General features: G+C 64.3%; 17 protein-coding genes. 2 read left to right on the top strand and 15 right to left on the bottom strand.

The features are described from left to right. Positions 1 to 143: 143 nt before the first annotated feature. From sugE to trxA, 12 genes are all read right to left on the bottom strand, one after another. Positions 144 to 461 carry a quaternary ammonium compound efflux SMR transporter SugE gene (gene sugE, locus A9762_RS16485; RefSeq protein ID WP_069343095.1) on the bottom strand — a complete coding sequence of 106 codons (318 nt, stop codon included), beginning with the start codon at positions 459 to 461 and terminating at the stop codon, positions 144 to 146. Positions 462 to 621: 160 nt separating this feature from the next. Next, entirely contained in the window at positions 622 to 1,332 is a 711-nt protein-coding gene (gene kdpE, locus A9762_RS16480; RefSeq protein WP_069343094.1) for a two-component system response regulator KdpE, read from the bottom strand. Then, positions 1,325 to 4,219 carry a sensor histidine kinase KdpD gene (locus tag A9762_RS16475; RefSeq protein ID WP_083254002.1) on the bottom strand — a complete coding sequence of 965 codons (2,895 nt, stop codon included), beginning with the start codon at positions 4,217 to 4,219 and terminating at the stop codon, positions 1,325 to 1,327. The genes kdpE and A9762_RS16475 overlap by 8 nt, the downstream gene beginning before the upstream one ends. Positions 4,220 to 4,365: 146 nt before the next feature. After that, positions 4,366 to 4,950 carry a potassium-transporting ATPase subunit KdpC gene (gene kdpC / locus A9762_RS16470; RefSeq protein WP_069343092.1) on the bottom strand — a complete coding sequence of 195 codons (585 nt, stop codon included), beginning with the start codon at positions 4,948 to 4,950 and terminating at the stop codon, positions 4,366 to 4,368. Between the two features lie 79 nt (positions 4,951 to 5,029). Then, positions 5,030 to 7,156: a potassium-transporting ATPase subunit KdpB gene (kdpB, locus tag A9762_RS16465; RefSeq protein ID WP_083253994.1), complete on the bottom strand. Its 2,127-nt coding sequence runs from the start codon at positions 7,154 to 7,156 to the stop codon at positions 5,030 to 5,032. A gap of 28 nt (positions 7,157 to 7,184) precedes the next feature. After that, on the bottom strand, positions 7,185 to 8,990 hold the full coding sequence (gene kdpA, locus A9762_RS16460; RefSeq protein WP_069343090.1) for a potassium-transporting ATPase subunit KdpA: 1,806 nt from the start codon (positions 8,988 to 8,990) through the stop codon (positions 7,185 to 7,187). Continuing rightward, the gene (gene kdpF / locus A9762_RS16455) at positions 8,987 to 9,079 is read right to left on the bottom strand and encodes a K(+)-transporting ATPase subunit F (protein ID WP_063389843.1); all 93 of its coding nucleotides are present in this window, start codon (positions 9,077 to 9,079) and stop codon (positions 8,987 to 8,989) included. The genes kdpA and kdpF overlap by 4 nt, the downstream gene beginning before the upstream one ends. 336 nt (positions 9,080 to 9,415) lie before the next feature. Next, positions 9,416 to 10,387, bottom strand: coding sequence for a transporter substrate-binding domain-containing protein (locus A9762_RS16450; RefSeq protein WP_240493593.1), 972 nt, complete (start codon positions 10,385 to 10,387; stop codon positions 9,416 to 9,418). 118 nt (positions 10,388 to 10,505) lie between these two features. After that, on the bottom strand, positions 10,506 to 11,531 hold the full coding sequence (locus A9762_RS16445; protein ID WP_170836258.1) for an amino acid ABC transporter substrate-binding protein: 1,026 nt from the start codon (positions 11,529 to 11,531) through the stop codon (positions 10,506 to 10,508). A 280-nt stretch (positions 11,532 to 11,811) separates the two neighbouring features. Next, a complete protein-coding gene (locus A9762_RS16440; RefSeq protein WP_069343088.1) occupies positions 11,812 to 12,399 on the bottom strand; it encodes an AAA family ATPase in 588 nt (195 codons plus the stop codon). Between the two features lie 27 nt (positions 12,400 to 12,426). Beyond that, entirely contained in the window at positions 12,427 to 12,810 is a 384-nt protein-coding gene (locus tag A9762_RS16435) for a cupin domain-containing protein (protein WP_069343087.1), read from the bottom strand. A gap of 46 nt (positions 12,811 to 12,856) precedes the next feature. Further along, positions 12,857 to 13,708 carry a thioredoxin gene (trxA, locus tag A9762_RS16430; protein ID WP_069343123.1) on the bottom strand — a complete coding sequence of 284 codons (852 nt, stop codon included), beginning with the start codon at positions 13,706 to 13,708 and terminating at the stop codon, positions 12,857 to 12,859. Positions 13,709 to 13,899: 191 nt separating this feature from the next. Here trxA and A9762_RS16425 point away from each other — a divergent pair, with 191 nt between their 5' ends. Beyond that, on the top strand, positions 13,900 to 16,614 hold the full coding sequence (locus tag A9762_RS16425) for a cation:proton antiporter (protein ID WP_069343086.1): 2,715 nt from the start codon (positions 13,900 to 13,902) through the stop codon (positions 16,612 to 16,614). A 121-nt stretch (positions 16,615 to 16,735) separates the two neighbouring features. Here A9762_RS16425 and A9762_RS16420 read toward each other — a convergent pair whose 3' ends face one another. Next, positions 16,736 to 17,635, bottom strand: a complete 900-nt coding sequence (locus tag A9762_RS16420; protein ID WP_069343085.1) for a pirin family protein — start codon at positions 17,633 to 17,635, stop codon at positions 16,736 to 16,738. Positions 17,636 to 17,863: 228 nt separating this feature from the next. Between A9762_RS16420 and greB the strand changes: the two genes are divergently transcribed. Continuing rightward, complete coding sequence (gene greB, locus A9762_RS16415) at positions 17,864 to 18,424, top strand: transcription elongation factor GreB (RefSeq protein ID WP_069343084.1); 561 nt, start codon at positions 17,864 to 17,866, stop codon at positions 18,422 to 18,424. An 81-nt stretch (positions 18,425 to 18,505) separates the two neighbouring features. Here greB and A9762_RS16410 read toward each other — a convergent pair whose 3' ends face one another. Together A9762_RS16410 and rpoZ are read right to left on the bottom strand one after the other, a co-directional pair. Next, positions 18,506 to 20,926: a bifunctional (p)ppGpp synthetase/guanosine-3',5'-bis(diphosphate) 3'-pyrophosphohydrolase gene (locus tag A9762_RS16410; protein ID WP_069343083.1), complete on the bottom strand. Its 2,421-nt coding sequence runs from the start codon at positions 20,924 to 20,926 to the stop codon at positions 18,506 to 18,508. Between the two features lie 60 nt (positions 20,927 to 20,986). Beyond that, positions 20,987 to 21,193 (bottom strand): DNA-directed RNA polymerase subunit omega, encoded by a 207-nt coding sequence (gene rpoZ, locus A9762_RS16405; RefSeq protein WP_039397582.1) that lies wholly within the window; start codon positions 21,191 to 21,193, stop codon positions 20,987 to 20,989. Positions 21,194 to 21,214: the final 21 nt, after the last annotated feature.

Genomic DNA, 21,214 nt, shown 5'->3' with positions numbered 1-21,214 from the left:
CACGATCACGCGTCCCGTCCTGCCGACGCGGTAACAGCGCGCATCAGACCGCGACCGTTACCGCGCCATTATGCCGCGCGTTACGGCGACGCACCACCGGTGACACAAAAAGGGGGCGGCGATGTCATCGCCCCCGTGGCACATCACGCCGCCGTCAGCTTCAGCCCGACCAATCCGGCCAGAATGAGGGTGACGCTGGCGATGCGGGCAGCCGACGCCGACTCCCCGAACAGGACGATCCCCAGGACGAAGGCGCCGACGGCCCCAATCCCTGTCCAGATCGCATAGGCGGTGCCTAACGGCAAGGTCCGCACGGCGAGTGCCAGCAGCCACACGCTGCCGACCATCGAGACAATGGTAAAAACGGAGGGGACGAGACGCGAAAACCCTTGCGTGTACTTGAGGCCGACGGCCCAAGCCACTTCAAGGAATCCGGCAAGCACGAGCAGAATCCAGGCCATGAGAGACTTCGATGAAAAAGCGGGGTCGTCCCCGGGAGATGCGCGAGTCTGCGCGAACCGCTTGCCGGGTCGTCCCGGCAATGGGCTCCATCGAAGGTCGATTGAATGGCTGAGTGCCTGACGCTGCGGATGGAACAGCGTGATTTTAACAAACCAGGGCTTAACCGTTGACGTCCACTTCAAGCCGGTAACCGACGCCCGTCTCGGTCAGGATGTGCTGCGGTTGCGCCGGGTCGGCCTCCAGCTTCTGACGCAGGTGCCCCATGTAGATGCGCAGGTAGTGATTGCTCTCGACGTGCGACGGCCCCCACACTTCCTTGAGCAACTGACGATGCGTGAGCACGCGTCCGGCATGGCGCACGAGGGTGACGAGCAGGCGGTACTCGATGGGCGTCAGATGGACCGGCTCTCCGGCCCGCGTAACCTTGCGACGCGCCAGATCGATATGGATCTCGCCGAAAGAGAACGCTTCGTCCAGCGTCTCCGAATTGCCGCCCCGATGATGACGCCGCAATTGCGCCCGAATCCGTGCGAGCAGCTCCGATACCCCGAACGGCTTCGTCAGATAGTCGTCGGCCCCGACATCGAGCGCGACGACCTTCTCCGCTTCCTCATTGCGCGCGGACAACACGATGATCGGCATGTCGGTCCAACTGCGGACTTCACGAATGACCTCGACGCCGTCGATGTCCGGCAATCCCAGATCGACGATCAGCAAATCCGGCTTGCGCGTGGCCGCCTCGACCATGCCCTGCCGCCCGGCTTCCGCCTCGTGCACGACCATGCCTTCCGCTTCCAGCGAGGTGCGCAGAAACCGCCGGATCTGGCGTTCGTCTTCAATCACCACGATGTTGATGGTCGGTTCACTCATGTTGTTGTGTCGCGTTTGCGTCAGGGGCACGCGGGGCTTGCCCGGTGCCGTCTGTCTGGTTTCGGTCGTTCGATGGGGCCGCGCCGTCTGCCGGGGCTTTCGATGCCACGCCGTCGTCATCGGGACTGTCGAGTGCCTCTAGTGCCTCCAGCCCCTCCGGCCCATCCGGTGCCTCGGGGGGCACCGGCGGCGTCTCTACCGGCAACGTAAAGATGAAACGCGCGCCTTGCCCGTCGGGGACATTGGTGGCATGGATTTTACCGCCGTGGGCTTCCACGATGGCGCGGCAGATCGCGAGTCCCAGCCCGATACCGGGCTTGGCCGACTCCTTCTCGCCGCGCATGAATTTCTCGAAAATGCGGCCTTCCATGCCTGCGGGCAAACCGGGGCCGTCATCGCTGACGCTCACCTCGACGTCCTCACCCACCACGCGCGCGGCAATCTCGATGTGCGACCCCGCAGGCGAGTACTTCGCCGCGTTCTCCAGCAGATTCGTAAAGAGCCGTTCCAGCAGCACCGCGTCGAAACGCAGCAGTGGCAGATCGGCGGGCAGACGCGTCGTCACTTCATAGCCGGCCAGCATCCGGCGGCAAGCGCGTAGCGACGTACCCACGACCTCCTCCAGCATCTGCCACTGACGATTGAGCTGCACGCCCCCGGCTTGCAGCTTCGCCATGTCGAGCAGGTTCGTCACCAGCCCCGTCATGCGCTGCGCTTCTTCGTGGATCGCATCGACGAGATCGATACGCAGCGGCCCCGGCGTCTGTGCGTCGCGGCTCAGCATGCTGGCGAAACCGACAATGGACGTCAGCGGCGTGCGCAGATCGTGCGAGATCGCCGAGAGCAACGAATTACGCAGACGCTCGGATTCCATCGTCACCAAGGCATCCTGCGCGATTTCCACGTAGTGCACCCGCTCCAGCGCCAGCGCGATTTGCGCGGCGAACGTGTCGAGCAGACGCTGTTGCTCCGGCGTGCCGATCGCGCCACCGCCCTCCTCGGGCGCGACGACCAGCACCCCGCGCGTACGCATCGGCGCGCGCAGCGGCAGATAGTAGGCATCCGAGCCGGGCAAGGTATTGGTGCCCCGGCCCGCAGCCTGCTGGCGGTCGTACACCCATTGCGCGACGTCGGTATCGATGTGGGGCGGCATCGTCTCGGCGCGTGCGTTCTCCACCGGCTGGCGTACGCTGCTCTGGCTATCGGGCAGCAGCAACGCCACACGCGCCTGAAACACCTCGCGCACGTGACGCGAACCGATTTCCACGATCTGCGGCGTCGTGAGTGCCGCCGCCAGCTCACGGGCCATTGCGTAGACGGCGCCCGTGCGCCGCTCGCGCCACGTCGCCAGACGCGCCTGAAAACGCAGGCTCGTCGTGAGATGGCTGATGACCAGCGCAACGGTCAGCATGACGGCGAAGGTCAGCAGGTACTGCGTATCCGAAACCGACAGCGACATCTTCGGCGGCACGAAGAAGAAGTCGAACGCCACCACCGAGAGAAACGACGCGAGCACGCCCGGCCCGCGCCCCAGCCGCATCGCCGCGACGATCACGCCGAGCAGATACAGCATCGCGATGTTCGCCAGATCGAGGAACGATGTCAGTTCGGCCGCCGCCACCGACACGGCGCCGCAAATCCCGACCGCCCACGCATACGCACGCCAGGGCCCGCCGACAAGGCCCAGCTCGGGCGCCGTTTCGAACCAGTCACGCCAATCGCCGCGCACTACGCGTTTGTCGGCCGACGTGTCGCCTGCGGCCGGGCCGATCAGCACGACGTCGACACCGCGCGCGAGACGCACCAGTTCCTCATGCAGCGGCGTGCGCGCCGTCCACCAGCGCCGCGCGCCGCTCGCGCCGACAACCAGCTTCGAGACGTTGCGCAACTGCGCATAGGCCAGCAGCGTGGTCGCCGCTTGCGCGCCATCGAGGGTGAGCGTCTCGGCGCCCAGTTCATGCGCGAGCTTGAGCGTGGCATAGACGCCTTCGCGACGCGCCGTCGATTGACGCAGAATCGCAGGCGTCTCCACATGCACCGCCAGCCAGTCGGCGCGCAGACTCGCCGCGAGCCGCGCGGCCGCCCGCACCAGCGCCACGCCTTCTGGCCCCGGCCCGATCGCGACGAGCAATCGCTCGCGCGCCTGCCAGACCTGACTGATCGACTGATCGGCGCGGTACTCGCGCATCTGCGCGTCCACGCGGTCTGCCGTGCGACGCAACGCCAGTTCGCGCAACGCGATCAGATTGCCCTTGCGGAAAAAGTTACGCACGGCGCGCTCGGCCTGCGCCGCCATATACACCTTGCCCTCGCGCATGCGTTCGAGCAGTTCGTCGGGCGGCAGATCGACCAGCTTCACTTCGTCCGCCAGATCGAAGACACGATCGGGAATCGTCTCCCAGACGCGAATCCCCGTGATCTGACCGACCACGTCGTTGAGCCGCTCCAGATGCTGAACGTTGAGCGTGGTGTAGACGTCGATGCCCGCATCGAGCAATTCGTGCACGTCCTGCCAACGCTTGAGATGTCGCTCCCCGGCCACGTTCGCGTGCGCCAGTTCATCGACCAGCGCGACGGCCGGTTTGCGCGCGAGCATGCCGTCGAGGTCGAACTCGCGCAGCACGCGGCCCCGGTACTCGACCGACTTCTGCGGCAGGACTTCGAGTCCTTCGAGCATCTGCGCCGTTTCCTCGCGGCCGTGCGTCTCCAGGACACCGACGACGACGTCGGTGCCCTCCTCGCGCAGCTTGCGAGCCGCCTGAAGCATCGCAAAGGTCTTGCCGACCCCCGCCGACGCGCCGAAGAAAATCTTCAGACGGCCGCGTTGCTCGCGAGCTTCGTCGCGTTGCAGTTTGCCAAGCAATTCGTCGGGATCGGGGCGTTCCATGCCAGCCATCGGATCAGTCCACTATGAAGACGCGAGCCACGTCGATGCAAAAAAACGCGGCACGCGCAGGGCGTGCCGCCAATCTACCGCAGGCCGACGGGCAAAACCAGCGATTCTCCGGTTCGCATCGCCTGCGGCTGCGCCTTTCAGACGGCGCCGCGTGCCAAACCATCCAACGCCAGGTTGAGCTTCAGAACATTCACCCGGGGTTCTCCGAAAATTCCCCATTGGCGGCCCTGCGTATTGCGTGCGACGAGCTCACGCACGGCGTCCGGCGTCAGCCCGCGGGCCTTGGCCACACGCACCACCTGATACTCGGCGGCTGCCGGGCTGATTTCCGGGTCGAGACCGCTGCCCGACGCCGTCACCAGATCGGCGGGCACCGGCAGTTGGGCGCTCGGATCCGCTTCGCGCAGCGCGGCGATGCGACCCTTGACGGCGTCGGTCAGCCCCGGGTTGAGCGGGCCGAAGTTCGAGCCGCCCGACGCCGTGGCGTTGTTCGGATTCGGCGACGTGGCCGACAGGCGGCCCCAGAAGTACTTCGGTTCGTCGAAGTTCTGACCGATCAGCGAGGAGCCGACGGCCTTGCCGTCCTTGTAGATCAGGCTGCCGGCGGCTTCGCGCGAGAACGCCGCCCGGCCGATGCCGGTCACGACCAGCGGATACACCAGTCCCGTGATGACCGAGAGCACGACGAACAGGCTCAGCATCGGGCGCAAGAGGGTTTTCATGACGTCTATTCCTTAGAGTTTCTGCGATGTGGCCCGGAAGCTCAGCCAGTTCGGTCAACGCGTCCGGGCCCTTTCACGATCAGGCCCAGCCCATCGCGGCGATGAACATGTCGATGATCTTGATACCGACGAACGGCACCAGAATCCCGCCCAGACCGTAGATAAAGAGGTTGCGGCGCAGCAGCGTCGCGGCCCCGAGCGGGCGATACTTCACGCCCTTGAGCGCCAGCGGAATCAGCACCACGATGATCAGCGCGTTGAAGATCACCGCCGACAGAATGGCCGACGACGGGCTTGCCAATCGCATCACGTTGAGCGCGTCGAGCTGCGGGTACGTCGTCGCGAAGGCGGCCGGAATGATCGCGAAGTACTTCGCCACGTCGTTCGCAATCGAGAACGTGGTGAGACTGCCGCGCGTCATCAGCATCTGCTTGCCGATCTCGACGATTTCGATGAGCTTGGTCGGGTTCGAATCGAGGTCGACCATGTTGCCGGCTTCCTTCGCCGCCTGCGTGCCCGAGTTCATCGCCACCGCCACGTCGGCCTGTGCGAGCGCCGGCGCATCGTTCGTGCCGTCGCCCGTCATGGCCACCAGCTTGCCTTCGGCCTGGTACTTGCGAATCGTCGCGAGCTTTTCTTCCGGCGTGGCTTCCGCGAGGAAGTCGTCCACCCCGGCTTCGGCTGCAATCGCCGCCGCCGTCAGACGGTTGTCACCCGTGACCATCAGCGTGGTGATCCCCATCTGACGCAATTCGGCGAAACGCTCCTTGATGCCGCCCTTGACCACGTCCTTGAGCTCGATCACGCCCAGTGCACGTGCGCCGTTCGTATCCTGCTCGGCCACGACCAGCGGCGTGCTGCCGCGACGAGCGATGTCGTCCACCGCGCTCGCCAGCGCCACCGGCCATGCGCCGCCCGCCGCTTCGACGTAACGCTTCACGGCCTCGGCAGCGCCCTTGCGGATCTGCTTGTCGGCGAGGTCCACGCCGCTCATGCGCGTTTGCGCCGTGAACGGAATGAAGAGTGCATTCAGGCCACTCATCTCGCGCTCACGCAGATTGAAGCGCTGCTTGGCGAGCACGGCGATGCTACGACCTTCCGGCGTTTCGTCGGCGAGCGAGGCGAGTTGCGCGGCATCGGCCAGCGTACGCTCGTCCACGCCCGGGGCGGGCACGAACTGCGATGCCTGGCGATTGCCCAGCGTGATCGTGCCCGTCTTGTCGAGCAGCAGCACGTCTACGTCCCCCGCCGCTTCAACGGCGCGGCCCGACGTCGCGATCACGTTCGCCTGCATCATGCGGCTCATGCCCGCCACACCGATGGCCGACAGCAGCCCGCCGATGGTCGTCGGAATCAGACACACCAACAGCGCGACGAGCACCGTGATCGTGACCGGATTCCCGGCGTGCGTGACGAATACGCTGTAGATCGAATACGGCAGCAGCGTGGCCGTGGCGAGCAGCAGCACCAGCGTGAGCGCGACAAGCAGAATCGTGAGCGCGATTTCGTTCGGCGTCTTCTGACGCTTCGCGCCTTCCACCATCGCGATCATGCGGTCGAGAAACGCCTCGCCCGGATTGACCGTCACCTTCATGATGACCCAGTCGGACAACACACGCGTGCCGCCGGTCACGGCCGAGAAGTCGCCGCCCGATTCGCGAATGACCGGCGCCGATTCGCCCGTAATGGCCGATTCGTCGACCGACGCCACGCCTTCGACCACTTCGCCGTCGGCCGGAATGACGTCACCGGCTTCGACCAGCACGAAGTCGCCACGACGCAGACTGGCGCTATCGATGACCAGACATTCGGCGTCGCGACGCGCCGAGCGCAATTGCTTGGCCGGCACGTTCTTCTTCGCCTGACGCAGCGATGCTGCCTGCGCCTTGCTGCGCCCTTCGGCCAGCGCTTCGGCAAAGTTCGCGAACAGCACCGTGAACCACAGCCACAGCGTGATCGCGAGGATGAAGGGCGCGCTCGCCTCGGCGTGGCCCGCCACGGCCATGCCGAACAGCACGGTCGTGAGCAGACTGCCGACGTACACCACGAACATCACAGGGTTCTTCGCCTGCGTGAGCGGATGCAGCTTGCGGAACGAGTCCACGATGGCCGGCTTGACGATGGCCGGGTCGAACATCGACTTTGTCGCCGATGTATGACCCTCGCCCGCCTGCCGGGTGACAGTATTTCCTGAGGTTTGATTCATGAGTGCCTCGAATGCCTCATTTCATTGTTCAATGCGCACCGATCATCGCCAGATGTTCGGCGACCGGACCGAGTGCAAGCGCCGGCACGTAGGTGAGCGCGCCCACCAGCAGCACCGTGCCGAGCAGCAGCACGACAAACAGCGGACCGTGCGTGGGCAACGTGCCCGACGTCGCGGCAATGCGCTTCTTGCGCGCCAGCGCACCGGCAATCGCCAGTACCGGCACGATCACCCAGAAGCGGCCGAACCACATCGCGATGCCCAGCGTGGTGTTGTAGAACGGCGTGTTGGCCGACAGACCCGCGAACGCGCTGCCGTTGTTGTTTGCCGCCGAGCTGTACGCGTACAGAATTTCGGAGAAGCCGTGTGTCGCCGGGTTCAGCACACCGGCTTGTCCAGCCGGCACGAGCACGGCGAGCGCGGTACCGAGCAGCACCAGCAGCGGCGTCATCAGCACGGCCACGGCGACCATCTTCATCTCATAGGCTTCGATCTTCTTGCCGAGATACTCCGGCGTACGACCGATCATCAGCCCCGCGACGAACACGGCAAGCATGGCGAAGACGAGCATGCCGTACAGGCCCGAGCCCACACCGCCGAAGATCACTTCACCCAGTTGCATCAACAGCATCGGCACCAGCCCGCCCAACGGTGTGAGCGAGTCGTGCATCGCGTTGACCGCACCGCACGACGCCGCCGTCGTCACCGTCGCGAAAATGCCCGACGAGACGATACCGAAGCGCGTTTCCTTGCCTTCCATGTTGCCGCCCGACTGCGTCGCGCTGACCTGCTGGTCGACGCCCAGCGTGGTGAGCACCGGGTTGCCTGCCTGCTCGGCAGAGACGGTCGCGACCGCTGCGATCGAGAACGCAATCGTCATGGCCGCCAGAATCGCCAGCCCCTGACGACGGTCGCCGACCATGCGTCCGAACGTGTGGCACAGCGCCGCCGGGATCAGGAAGATCGCGAGGATTTGCAGGAAGTTCGCGAGCGGCGTCGGGTTCTCATACGGATGCGCCGAGTTCGCGTTGAAGAAGCCGCCACCGTTGGTGCCGAGCATCTTGATCGCTTCCTGCGAAGCCACCGGCCCCATCGGCAGGGTTTGCGTCTGCGTCTGGGCGGGGGTCGTCACCGGCTTGCCGGCGGCGTCCATCTTCGGCTGACCGTCCGGGCCGAGGACCGGATTGTCGTAGTGCGTGACCTGAAGCGTCGTCACGTCCTTATAGGCGTCGAAGTTCTGAATCACGCCCTGGCTCATGAACGCCGCGGCAAGAATCACCGACAGCGGCACGAGGATGTAGAGCGTGATACGGGTCATGTCGACCCAGAAGTTGCCGATGGTCTGCGCCGTATGACGCGCGAAGCCGCGAATCAACGCGACGACGACCGCGATACCCGTGGCTGCCGACAGGAAGTTCTGAACGGCGAGGCCGAGCATCTGCGTCAGATAGCTCATCGTCGATTCGCCGGCGTAACCCTGCCAGTTCGTGTTCGCCACGAAGCTGACGGCAGTGTTCATCGACGAATCCGGCGTCACATTACCGAAGGCTTGCGGGTTGAACGGCAACCACACTTGCCAGCGTTGCAGTGCATAAACGGCGAAGGCGCCCACGGCATTGAAACCGATCAGCGCAATCGCATAAGCGCGCCAGTGCATTTCCTGTTCCGGATGCACACCGCACAGGCGATACAGGCCGCGTTCGAGCGGCGCGAACCAGCGGTTCACGCGCGATTCACCGGCGAGCACGTCGGCCATGAAACGGCCGAGCGGGCGCGCCAGCACCAGTAGCACGACGAGGAAAACGCCGAGCTGGATCCAGGCATTGAGTGTCATGCGAGATCCTCCGGCTTGAACAGCGCGTAGACGAGATAAGCGAGCAGCGCGAGCGTGAGTCCGCCGCTCAGCCAATACATGGCTGTCATTGCTGCCCCCCTACCGACGCGCAAAACGCAACAAAGCCGACGGTCGTGGCAACGAACACCACGATCACGCCGAGATATAACCAGTCCATGACAACTCCCTATCGTGTGGCGGCCGGCAAGCCACGGACGCGACGCGCCCTTGCTCAGCGCTCGCCAGCCGTGCCCTGAACGATACGTAGGGGCGCATAAAGACGGGGACAAAAGGGGTAAAGGGGGTGTAAACAACGTGTAAACGCGGGGCCGAAATGTGTAAACGACGAAGCCCGCCGATATCGCTATCGGCGGGCTCCCGGGCCTTACGCTACGTGGCATTGCGGGACATGGCGTCCCGCTGCGTCATTCGGTCACTTGCGACCCCTTGCGCCAGACCTCGACCACTTCCTTGCTCGGTTCGAGGTTCAGATTCACATTGCGCGGCGGGATCGGTTGCTGGAACCACTTGCGCTGAATGCGGCGGATCTCGCCAGAGCTATAGACGTGCGCCAGCGTGGTGTCCACGAAGCGCTTGAACTGCGGATCGTCGCGACGCAGCATCAACGCGTTGAGCTCCGTCTCCAACGGTGCGCCAACGATGGCGAACGACTCCGGATCGCGGGCATTCGCGCGGAAGCCGGAGAGCAGCACGTCGTCGAGGGCGAACGCCTTGGCGCGGCCGGTTTCCAGCGTAATCATCGATTCGGCATGGTCGCGGGCCGGAATCACGCGGAACCCGAACTTGTCGGCCTGCATACGCGCCAGACGCTCACCGGTCGAGCCGGCCGAGGCCACCAGATTCTGGCCCTTCAGGTCTTGCAGGTCGCGAATGTTGTCCTTCTTGTTGACCAGCAGACGCACTTCCGAGACGTAGTACGGATTGCTGAAGCCCACCTGCTCGGCGCGCTCCGGCGTAATCGTATTCGGCGCGCAGTCGAGGTCGACCGTGCCGTTCTTTACCAGCGGAATACGGTTCTGCGGGGTGATCGACATTTCACGCACCCGCAGATTCGGCATGTTCAGCGCCGTCTTGACGGCATCGACCACCGCATAGCAGAGATCCATCGTATAGCCGACGGGCTTGCCCTTGTCGTTCACGTAGGCGAACGGAATGGCGGCCTCACGGTAGCCGAGCGTAATCAGCCCGGTGTCGTGAATCTTCTTGAGGGTGCCGGTCAGTTCACCGCTGACGGTCGGCAGCGCGACGACAGCGTCTGCCTTGGCAGGTGCAGCCAGCGCGGTCGATACCCCCGCCTGAGCGGCGAACCACAGAGAGAGGCCGAGCGCGACGCGCTTGGCGGCGATATTCCAGTTGACTTCCTTGAGACCGGTCACAGCAAATTCCTATCGGATTAACAGCACGATAGGAATTTACAGAGATGTGTGCAATCGCACAAAGAAATCTTCGTCATTAGCTTATGCGTGACGGGAATCGGGACATTCGTCGCGCCGACTAACTGCCTGCGGCAGGCGACGACGCCGAAGCCTCTTGCTCGGCGCCATAGCGCGCGCCCCTTTCCCATAGCGCCATCGTTTCAGCAGAGGGTGCCAGCGGCAGGTCATGCCCGCGGGATGACAATGCCGCCCGGAATGATTCCCGCTGAAGCCGGGCCATCTCGCCGCTACGGAACATCGCGGCCAGCACGGCATCGACCTTGTCCTTGAACGCCGGGTCGTCTTTCGGCATGACCAACGCGTAATACTCGGCCTGCCCCGAGAGCGGCTCGCCGACGATACGGTATGCGTCGGGGGTCTTGCTCGTGGCGCGCAAGCCTTCGAGCAGCACGTCGTCAAGCGCGAGTGCCTGCGCACGGCGCTCGCGCAGCATGCGAAAGGCGTCGTCGTAATCACGGGCCATCAGTAGCTGGAACCCGGCGCGGGCATGCTGCGCGCGAACGAGGCGCTCGGCCGTGGTTCCCTGCACGACCGCGAGCCGCAATCCGCGCAGATCGTCGATCGAGTCGATGCCGGCCCCTCGCCGCACCATCAACCGGACGTGCGCCGCGTAATACGGCAAGCTGAACGCCACCTGTTGCTCGCGTGCGGCCGTGACCGTCGACGGCGCGCAATCGATGTCGATCGCGTCGCCCTTGATCAGCGGCCCGCGCATCTGTTCGATGATGCGCACCGGCGTGCTGCGCAGCTCGGGCATCGCCATCTCGCGTTGCAGCGCGGGCACGATGCGCTGGCAAAGCGCCCAGGCCAGCCCCATCGGCTGATCCTGTGCGTCGACATACGAAAATGGGACGGCCGTCTGCCGATAGCCGAGCAGGATGCGTCCGCGCTCACGGATGCGGGTCAGGGTATCGTCCGTCTTCACGGATACCTCAGATGCCGCAGATGTCGCAGGCACCTCGTCGCCGGCAGGCAGCAACGCGGACGACGGCTCCTGTAAGGGCGCGGATACCGTGCTCAGACGCGGCATGCCGGCCATTGGCGGCGCGTCGGCCAGTGCCGTGTATGACGTTGCTGCGGACAAGGAAAGCGCGAGGACGCGAAGCCACCGGCGAAACGAGACGGGCAAACGGAATGAACGGGACGATATGGGCTGAAGGGGCAGAAAGGTCAGAAAGGGCATGATCGACGCGATACCAGGAAGGAAAATGCCCGTACCTTAGCGATGGGCCGATCCCCATCCTCACGGCCCCGCGTCTTTTCGGAATATTCCCGTCGAACGATGCGCGCGTCACGGCATCCGGCGGCGCCCACGTCTCCTGGCCTGTCGATGACACGCCCAATGCCCTCGCCTGCCCTCCCGCTCAGCGCGTGTGCGCCAACAGCGTCTGCAACAGTTGCTCGTCGTCTTCGGCCGTCGGCGCCGTGTTGTCGAATCGCACGAGCCCGGGGAACGCAGCCGCAGGCGGCATGAAGCGGCGCAGACGGTACTCCTCCCAATGCGCCAGCTTGTAGGCGTCGTTCGGATTGCCGCGACTCACGATCCGCTCGTGCGCATGCGTCTCGTCCAGATCCACCCAGACCACATGCACGCCCACATCGTCGTCGACATCCAGCCACGCGCGATCGAACAGCAAGCCTTCGCGCAACTCGCGCGAAAGCGGCCCGACGACCAGCACGTTCACCCCCAGACGCAGATTCTCACGCGCCGTCTCCAGTAGCCCGGCGTACTCCGGCTCGCGCAACGTCTCCAAATACAGCGGGCTGTCGCGGTCGTTCGGATTGCCCGTCAGCGCACCCATGACGGAGGCACTGTAGGCCCCGTAAAGCGTGTCTTTATCGAGCAGGCAGAACGCCTCGCCGCTGCGCGCGATCAGCGGACGGATCAGACGCTTCGCCAGCGTTGTCTTGCCTGCACCGGCGTGACCGCAGAAAAAGATCAGACGTGTCATGACGCTGCCTCAGAGGATTCAGATGGTTCAGGTGGCCTTGCGCTCGAACATCACGAAGTGCTTGCGCACCGGCTCCACGACCTCGAACACCCCTTCGAAGCCTGCCGGAATCACGCAGGCGTCGCCGGGGCCGAACTCCGATGCATTGCCTTCGAGATCGCTGATCCGGATACGTCCCTCGATAATCGAGAAATATTCCTGACGGTGTGGGCCGAAGGCGATGCACCATGCACCGGGCTCGCACGTCCATTCGCCGCAATCGAATTCACCGAGAGCGTCTGTGTAAAAGGGACGCGTCACGCGCTGCGGATTGCCGCTCACCCGGCGCGCCTCGGCCGGATGATCGAAGATGGCCTCACCCGCTTGCGCGGGGGCGAAGGTAATCAGGGAAGGGGTCGAAGAAGCAGTCATCGGAGTTCGGTGAGAGTCAGAGGGCGTGGGTCGCTCAGTTCGGCGCTCAGTTCAGCGCTGCGCTCAGTTTGCGGCGCCATGCGGCCACCGTCGCCGGGTCGGATTCGGACAACGCGTCGAAAATCGCCAGCATCGACTTGCGTCCGGCATCGTCGCCAAACGACCGGTCGCGTTGCACGATGTCGAGTAGCGCCGCCAGCGCAGGCTCATAGGCACGCTCGGCCAGATAACGATTCGCGAGATCCAGACGCGCCTGCAAATTGGACGGATCGGCATTCACCCGCGCGAGCAACTCGTCGGCCGGCGGCAATTGGCTCGCCTGCTCGGCCGCAGCGATACGCGTATTGAGCGCGGCGATGCGGGCGTCGCCACTGGCGGCCGTGCGCGGGGAGACCAGCGTCAACTCAGTGCGTGCGCCTTGCGTGTCGCCCATGCCGAGCAACACGTCGACGAGATCGAGACGCACGTCGTCGTGCGCGGGGTCGAGCGCGAGCGCGGCTTGCAAGGCGTCGCGCGCCACGGCGGGCTGCCCTTCGGCCAATGCCGTACGGGCGACCTTGCGCGCCATCTCTGCGGGATTCGGCACGATGCGCTCGATGAACGCGCGCAGTTGCCCTTCCGGCAGCGCGCCAACGAACTGATCGACGGGTTCACCGTCGACGAAGGCGACGACCGTCGGCAGGCTGCGCACGCCGTATTCGGCGCAAAGCTGCGCGTTCTCGTCGGCGTTGATCTTCACGAGACGGATGCGTCCCTGCGCTTCGGCCTCGAGCTTTTCGAGCATCGGCCCGAGCGTGTTGCATGGGCCGCACCACGGCGCCCAGAAGTCGGCCAGCACCGGCACCTGATGCGAGACGGCCAGCACGTCGTCATCGAAGCTGGCAAGGTTGGTATCGATCATAGGTCCTATCGAGCGTGGTAAATTGCGTCCATAGCGGCCGTCACTCATAGAAAACGGCCGCCAGCTTGAAGCATGGTAATCGCAAAACTGGGCAAATCGGTACGGACGCGCTAACGCGCCCCAGGTTCCCGCCTCGGCCAAGCGTCTCGTCACATGCCCGACCGGTCCGACAACAGACAGGGAGGCACATGCACGCAGGCCACGGCACGGCAATCTTCTTCACGCAACTGCTCTTGCTGGTCCTCGTCGGCCGTTTGCTCGGCGAGGTCATGCAGCGTCTGCGTCAGCCCGCCGTCATGGGCCAGTTGCTCGCCGGCGTGCTGCTCGGCCCGTCCATCTTCGGTGCGCTGTTGCCGACCTGGCAACACGCCGTCTTCCCCGACACCGAAACCCAGAAAAAGATGCTCGACGCGGTCTCCGAGCTTGGGGTGCTGTTGCTGCTGCTCTCCACCGGTCTTGAGACCGATCTGGGGCTCGTGCGACGCATGAAGCGCATGGCGATCTTCGCGTCGGCAGGCGGCATGATCATTCCGTTCGCGTGTGGCTTCGCACTCGGCTGGCATCTGCCCGACAATCTGCTGCCGCACCCCGAAGCACGGCTCGTCACGTCGCTGTTCCTCGGCACGGCCCTGTCGATCTCATCGGTCAAGGTCGTGGCGATGGTCATTCGCGAAGTCGATTACCTGCGCCGCAACATCGGTCAGATCATTCTGGCCGCCGCCATTCTCGACGACACCACCGGCTGGATCATCATCGCCGCCATCGCCGGGCTGGGGGCCAGCGGAACGGTCGATCTCGGGCATCTGTCGATCAGTCTCGGGGGCACGCTACTGTTCATCGTGTTGTGCTTCACCGTCGGCAAACGCGCCGTTGCCGTGGCGATTCGCTGGACGAACGATCGCTTCACGGTCGAGATGCCCGTGCTCAGCGCGATCCTCGTCATCACGTTCGTGCTGGCGCTCGCAACCGACAAGCTCGGCGTGCATACGGCGCTCGGTGCGTTCATGGCCGGCGTAATGATCGGGCAGTCACCCATTTTGTCCGAGCAGATCGAAGCCCAATTGCGCGGGTTGATCGTCGCGCTCTTCGCCCCGGTATTCTTTGGCGTGGCGGGATTGTCGGTCGATCTGACGATTCTGCTCGACTGGCGCATGCTGGGGCTAGTCGCCGGGTTGATTCTGATCGCGAGCATCGGCAAGTTCACGGGTTGCTTCATCGGCGGACGCCTCGGCGGCATGTCCTCTGCCGAAGCGCTCGCACTCGCCACGGGAATGAACGCGCGCGGTTCGACCGAGATCATCGTGGCGAGTATCGGCCTGTCGCTCGGCGTGCTGAGCAAGGACCTGTTCACGATGATCGTCATCATGGCGCTCATCACCACACTCATCATGCCGCCGGTGTTGCGGCGGGCGCTCGTGCGCATTCCTCTCTCGGCGGAGGAAAAAGCGCGCCTGGAGAAGGAAGCGGCGGAGGAGAAGGACTTTCTCCCGAACGTGGAGCGCATTCTCGCTGCCGTCGACGGCAGCGCCAACGGACGCTTCGCCGCGTGGATCGCCGGGCTGACCGCCGGCGTGCGCGGCACACTCACCACCGTGCTGGCGCCGGCGCCAGCGGGCACGAACGGCGGCAAAGTCGCGCGGGAAGTCCACGAGCTGCGAAAGGACGCGGGCAAGGACAAAGAAGAAAGCCCTGCGGCAGGCGCCAACGACCACGCGGAGAACGGCACATCCCCCAAACGCGACAAGTCCGACGAGATGGACACGACGGCCCCGACGGGCGTCACACCTGAGACGTCCGCCGGTAAATCCCCTCGCCGCAACGGGAAACCGGCCAAATCCGAACACGGCGATGGCGGCAATAGCAGCGATGGCGACGACGAAGGTGCCGGGCTGGACGCCTACGACATTGCACTCGCAGCCGCCACCCGCGCCATCCCCCGAGCGCCGGGCACACCGGGTGTCGAAGAGGACAAGCCGACAGATGTTTCGCGGGAAGCGGCGCGTCTGGTGCTGCGGGAGCGCACGGGGAAATCGCCTCAAAAGACGCCCGAATTGCCGCATGGACCGATCAAAGAAGCGTCTGACGGCACGGATAACGAGCCCTCATCCGGCGGCACTTCAGATAAGTCAGATAGCACGGATAAGAACATCCCGAAGCACGAGCCTGTCGGCGAGGCGCATGACGACAAGCGCGTGAGCGACGCGACCGAAGAAGGCGAGTTCGTCGCGAGCGATCCGTCGGATACCGCCCGTGAGCAGGAAGCCGAGCAGCCCGAGCGCAGTCATGAGGCCACGCGCATCTCGGACGAAATCGCCAAGGGTTACGGCTTCGTGATCACGGGCTTCGACGCCCCCGGCGAGGAATCGGACTCCGACGTCCCGCCGTTGCCCTTGCCGACTGGCGTGTTGCCGCTGACCAAAGCGTTCGACGGCGCCATCGCCATCGTGCTCGCTCATGGCGATCACGTGCGCAAGCCCGACGCGCCGCTCGACATCCTTGTGCCGGTCTCAGGTACGGACTACTCGCGGCATGCGGCCGAGCTGGCGATCACGCTTGCGCGGGCCGCCAATGCGCCCGTCACGGCGCTACACGTTTCCGCGCGCGTGGCGCCGGGCATGCTGCATCGCCGCTGGCGTCCACGTGTGCTGCGTCCGGACGCCGCCGAAGCCGCCATGATGGACAACCTGCACTCGCTGGCCGAGCGCAACGGCGTGAAGCTGCGCACGCGGCTGCTCGCGGGCGGCAAGATCGACGACGCGGTGCTGCATCAGATCCGTCACGGCAAACACAATCTGCTCGTGCTCGGCGTGCAACCGCGCTTCGGCGACCGGCTCAACTTCGGTGCCGTCTCCCACCGTCTGCTCGAAGAGCGACACTGCTCGGTGATCGTGTTGAGCGCGTGAGTCGGCAATATCCATAAAAAACGCCTGCTGCCGGTTATTTCGGCAGCAGGCGTCGGGTACTAAGGCCCCAGGGCACAGGAACACGCTCGTTCACACGCCGCGCGTCCCTCGCGCAAACCTCTCAGTTCGCCGACGGCTTACGCTCCGGCAGCGGAATCCACTCCGTCTCACCCGGCACCGTGCCCATCTCCTGCGCGGTCCATGCGGCTTTCGCCTGCTCGATACGCTCGCGGCTCGACGACACGAAATTCCAGAAGATGAAGCGATCGCCGTCCAGCGGCGCACCACCGAGCAGCATCAGGCGAGCCGGTTTGTCGCCCGCAACGATGCGCATATCGCCGCCCTGAGCCAACACACCCATGCGATGTTCGGGCAACGCCTCGTCGTTCACCGTCACCTCGCCCTGCACCGTGTAGACGGCGCGCTCGGCATACTCGGGCGGCAGCACGAACGCCGCGCATGGCTCCATCTCCACCGCGAGATAGAAGATCGGCGAGAACACCTTCACCGGGGCCTTCTCACCGAATGCCTCGCCGAGAATCAAACGCATGTGAACGCCCGGCAGGAAGATGTCCGGCAGCGATGACGCTTCGTGATGCGCGAACGACGGCGCCGTCTCTTCGTCTGCCTGCGGCAGCGCGACCCACGTCTGAATACCGTGCACGTCGCCCCCGCGCTCGCGCACATCGGGCGGCGTACGCTCCGAGTGGACGATGCCGCGTCCGGCCGTCATCCAGTTCACCGCGCCGGGCGTGATGCGCTGGTCGCTGCCGAGGCTGTCGCGGTGCCAGATTTGCCCGTCGAACAGATACGTAACGGTCGCCAGCCCGATATGCGGATGGGGACGCACGTCCATGCCCTGCCCCGGCGAGAGCGTGGCCGGACCCATGTGATCGAAGAAGATGAACGGGCCAACGGTTTTGAACGGCAGACTCGGCAGGCTGCGCTGCACGGTAAAGGCGCCGATATCGCTCTGATGCGGCTTGAGCACGGCAAGAAAAGGACTCGTGGAATCGGTCATGGCGCGGTTCTCCTGCGTGGCGGTGTTCGTGTGGGACTTGCTGCCCGATTGTAGAGGACATTGCCCACGCACTCCATGACACCTGAGCATGATTGCCATCGCGCCGGATGGCCGGAAAAGCCGGAAAAACCGGAAATGCACAGCGTTGCGCATGCGCTCGCGGCATCGCTCCTATAATGCAGGGATTGTGTAACGCTTCTGGCACGCGCATGTCGCGTGCATCGACTTATGAACAAGGCCTTCGTCAAGGAAGATAACGGCGACGACGATGACGATCTCGACGCCGGCGCCCCGGAGATTCCCGCGGGTACCAAGAACTACATCACACCGACGGGCTATCGTCGTCTGAAAGACGAGTTGCTCGATCTCATCGACAATCAGCGTCCCGAAGTGGTGAAGATCGTGTCGTGGGCGGCGTCGAACGGCGACCGCTCGGAGAACGGCGATTACATCTACGGTAAGCGACGCCTACGCGAGATCGATCGTCGCATCCGCTTCCTGACGCGACGACTGGACAATGCCGAGGTGGTCGACACGCGTCGTCAGGAAAACGTCGATCAGGTGTTTTTCGGGGCGGAAGTGACCTATGCCGACGGCAAAGGTGACGAGCATACGATCATGATCGTCGGTATCGACGAGGTCGATCTTGAGCGGGGTCACGTCAGCTGGATATCGCCGATCGCTCGCGCCATCACCAAATCGAAGGTCGGCGACACCGTGCCGTTGCGCACTCCCGCCGGGCTCGATCAGATCGAGATTCTGGACGTGCGTTATCCGCCGTCGGAGTAATCGCCACCGCTGACACGTCGGTCCTTACACCAACGAAAACGCCTCCCGAGGGAGGCGTTTTTCATGTCATCAACACGACGATCAGTAGTTGCCGCGCTCGCGCGCAATACGCATGGCGTGATTGGCGTGGATCTCTTCCTGATGCCGCTCGCTCGGACGCTCCCGCGCCACGCGCATCACGTCAGGATTCACGCGAATCCGGCGCATCACGTTGGCGAGATGCACGCGGTCGCTCACCTGAATGAGGAAGCGCAGCGTGGCCGACTCGTCCGGCACCACTTCGTCCATGCCGATGTGCACGATGTTGGCGTCCGACGCCGTGATATCCGCCGCCACGCGCGAGAACACGCCACGGTTGTGATGCACGAGCACCTTGATGCCGACGTCGAACAGACGGCCCGGCTGCGGCGCCCACGCCACATCGATCCAGCGGGTCGGATCCTTGCGATGGATGCGGCGCGCGACCGGGCAATCCGTCGTATGAATCGCCATGCCCAGCCCGATGCCGATGTAGCCCATGATCGCATCGCCCGGAATCGGACGGCAGCACGCCGAGAACTGCACCGACATGCCTTCGGTGCCGGTGATGAGGACCGGCGGGCCGACATTGTCATCCCCCGTACGCGGGGAATCGGGATCGTCCGGGCTGTCGTCGTTCTCGCCTTCCTTGCCCGACAAGAGCACCGCCAGACGCTTGGCCATGACCGCCGCCACGCGACGCCCCAACCCGATGTCCGCGAAGATGTCCTGACGGTCCTTGTTGCCGGTCCACTGCGCGAGCTTGTCCCAGATCTCCGGCGAAATTTCGCTCATCGTCAGGCCGTAGCCCTTGAGCGCCTGCTCGACGAGACGCTCGCCAAGCTGCACCGACTCGGCAAACCGCATCGTCTTGAGGTAATGACGAATGGCCGAGCGTGCCTTGCCCGTACGCACAAAGCCGAGCCACACGGGGTTCGGCTTCGAATAGGGGGCGGTAATGACTTCCACGATGTCGCCGTTCTTCAGCTCGGTGCGAAGCGGCAGCAACTCGTTGTTGATCTTGACGGCCACGCACTGGTTGCCCAGATCGCTGTGGACCGAATAGGCGAAATCGAGCGCCGTCGCGCCGCGCGGCAGCGCCATGATGCGCGCCTTGGGCGTGAAGACGTAGACGGCGTCGGGGAACAGGTCGATCTTGACGTGTTCGAGGAATTCGGTGGAGTCGCCCGTCTCGCTCTGGATGTCGAGCAGCGATTGCAGCCATTGGTGCGCGTGCTTCTGCACGTCGTTCATGTCTGCGCCGCCGTTCTTGTACAGCCAGTGCGCCGCCACACCCGCTTCGGCAATCTCGTGCATGCGGCGCGTGCGGATCTGGAATTCGATCGGTGCCCCGAACGGACCGACGAGCGTGGTATGCAACGACTGATAGCCGTTGACCTTCGGGATCGCGATGTAGTCCTTGAACTTGCCCGGCACCGGCTTGTAGAGCGCGTGCAGCACGCCGAGCGCGAGATAACACTGCGCATTCGATTCGACCACGACACGGAAGCCGTACACGTCCAGCACCTGCGAGAACGACAACTGCTTTTCCTGCATCTTCGTGTAGATGCTGAAGAGCGTTTTCTCGCGGCCGAAGACGTCGGCGCTGACCTCGCCGTCCTTGAGCGCCTTCTCGACCGCGTCGAGAATCTTGCCGACCACTTCGCGCCGATTGCCGCGCGCGGCCTTCACGGCCTTGTCGAGCACGGCGTAACGACGCGGGTGGTAATTCGCGAAGCTCAGATCCTGGAGCTCGCGATAGGTATTGTTCAGACCGAGGCGGTGCGCGATGGGTGCATAGATGTCGAGCGTCTCGCGCGCCACACGGCGCTGCTTCTCCGTCGACGTGACACCCAGCGTGCGCATGTTGTGCAGGCGGTCTGCGAGCTTGACGAGAATGACGCGCACGTCGCGCGCCATCGCCAGCAGCATCTTGCGAAAGCTTTCGGCTTGCGCTTCTTCACGGCTGCGAAACTCCATCTTGTCGAGTTTCGACAGACCGTCGACCAGTTCTGCGACCTTCGGCCCGAATCGCTCGGCGAGTTCGGCTTTGGTCACGCCCTGGTCTTCCATCACGTCGTGCAGCAACGCGGCCATGATCGACTGCGCGTCGAGCTTCCACTCGGCACAGATCTCGGCAACGGCAACGGGATGGGTAATATAAGGCTGTCCGCTCTGACGATATTGCCCGAGGTGGGCTTCGTCACTGAACTGGAAGGCTTCTTTGATCAGCGCGAGGTCGCTTTCCTTGAGGTATTCCCCAAGCATGCCCTTGAGACGGGCGATCGAGACGACCTCGTGCTTGCGCGGCTGCTCAGGCGTTGCCGTCGGACCGAAAAGGTGCCGATAGGACTGCTCAAGCAGCGCGTCGATGTACTGTCGCGTGGCGCTTTCGCCCTTTTTCTTCTTGCGTTCGGGCTTGGGCTCCCCCGCTTTGGGTTCATCCGCAGCGATGGACGCGGCCGGTGATTTCGCGTGACTCATACGTGTACCTGCATCGTCGAGCGGCCCGGAACGTCACATCGCATCAGTGCAGTCTCCCGATCAGAGCGGCACTTTCTTGAGCATCTCGATGCCAACCTGGCCCGCAGCGATTTCGCGCAGCGCGACGACAGTCGGCTTGTCCTTGTTGTTCTCGAGCTTCGGCGTATGACCTTGCGCCAGTTGGCGGGCGCGGTAGGTCGCGGCGAGTGCGAGCTCGAAGCGATTCGGAATTTGTTTCAGGCAATCTTCAACGGTAATTCGGGCCATAAGGAGGTTCCTTCTCAATAT

The organism is Pandoraea sp. ISTKB, assembly GCF_001721285.1.
Taxonomy (GTDB): Bacteria; Pseudomonadota; Gammaproteobacteria; order Burkholderiales; family Burkholderiaceae; genus Pandoraea; species Pandoraea capi.
The sequence above is the reverse complement of the archived record's forward strand: the minus strand, read 5'-3'. Positions and strand labels throughout refer to the sequence as shown.

Bases quoted from the DNA above. Each gene is read 5' to 3' on its own strand.
- sugE (WP_069343095.1), bottom strand. From the start codon at position 461: ATGGCCTGGATTCTGCTCGTGCTTGCCGGATTCCTTGAAGTGGCTTGG.
- kdpE (WP_069343094.1), bottom strand. From the start codon at position 1,332: ATGAGTGAACCGACCATCAACATCGTGGTGATTGAAGACGAACGCCAG.
- A9762_RS16475 (WP_083254002.1), bottom strand. From the start codon at position 4,219: ATGGAACGCCCCGATCCCGACGAATTGCTTGGCAAACTGCAACGCGAC.
- kdpC (WP_069343092.1), bottom strand. From the start codon at position 4,950: ATGAAAACCCTCTTGCGCCCGATGCTGAGCCTGTTCGTCGTGCTCTCG.
- kdpB (WP_083253994.1), bottom strand. From the start codon at position 7,156: ATGAATCAAACCTCAGGAAATACTGTCACCCGGCAGGCGGGCGAGGGT.
- kdpA (WP_069343090.1), bottom strand. From the start codon at position 8,990: ATGACACTCAATGCCTGGATCCAGCTCGGCGTTTTCCTCGTCGTGCTA.
- kdpF (WP_063389843.1), bottom strand. From the start codon at position 9,079: ATGACAGCCATGTATTGGCTGAGCGGCGGACTCACGCTCGCGCTGCTC.
- A9762_RS16440 (WP_069343088.1), bottom strand. From the start codon at position 12,399: ATGACACGTCTGATCTTTTTCTGCGGTCACGCCGGTGCAGGCAAGACA.
- A9762_RS16435 (WP_069343087.1), bottom strand. From the start codon at position 12,810: ATGACTGCTTCTTCGACCCCTTCCCTGATTACCTTCGCCCCCGCGCAA.
- A9762_RS16425 (WP_069343086.1), top strand. From the start codon at position 13,900: ATGCACGCAGGCCACGGCACGGCAATCTTCTTCACGCAACTGCTCTTG.
- A9762_RS16420 (WP_069343085.1), bottom strand. From the start codon at position 17,635: ATGACCGATTCCACGAGTCCTTTTCTTGCCGTGCTCAAGCCGCATCAG.
- greB (WP_069343084.1), top strand. From the start codon at position 17,864: ATGAACAAGGCCTTCGTCAAGGAAGATAACGGCGACGACGATGACGAT.
- A9762_RS16410 (WP_069343083.1), bottom strand. From the start codon at position 20,926: ATGAGTCACGCGAAATCACCGGCCGCGTCCATCGCTGCGGATGAACCC.
- rpoZ (WP_039397582.1), bottom strand. From the start codon at position 21,193: ATGGCCCGAATTACCGTTGAAGATTGCCTGAAACAAATTCCGAATCGC.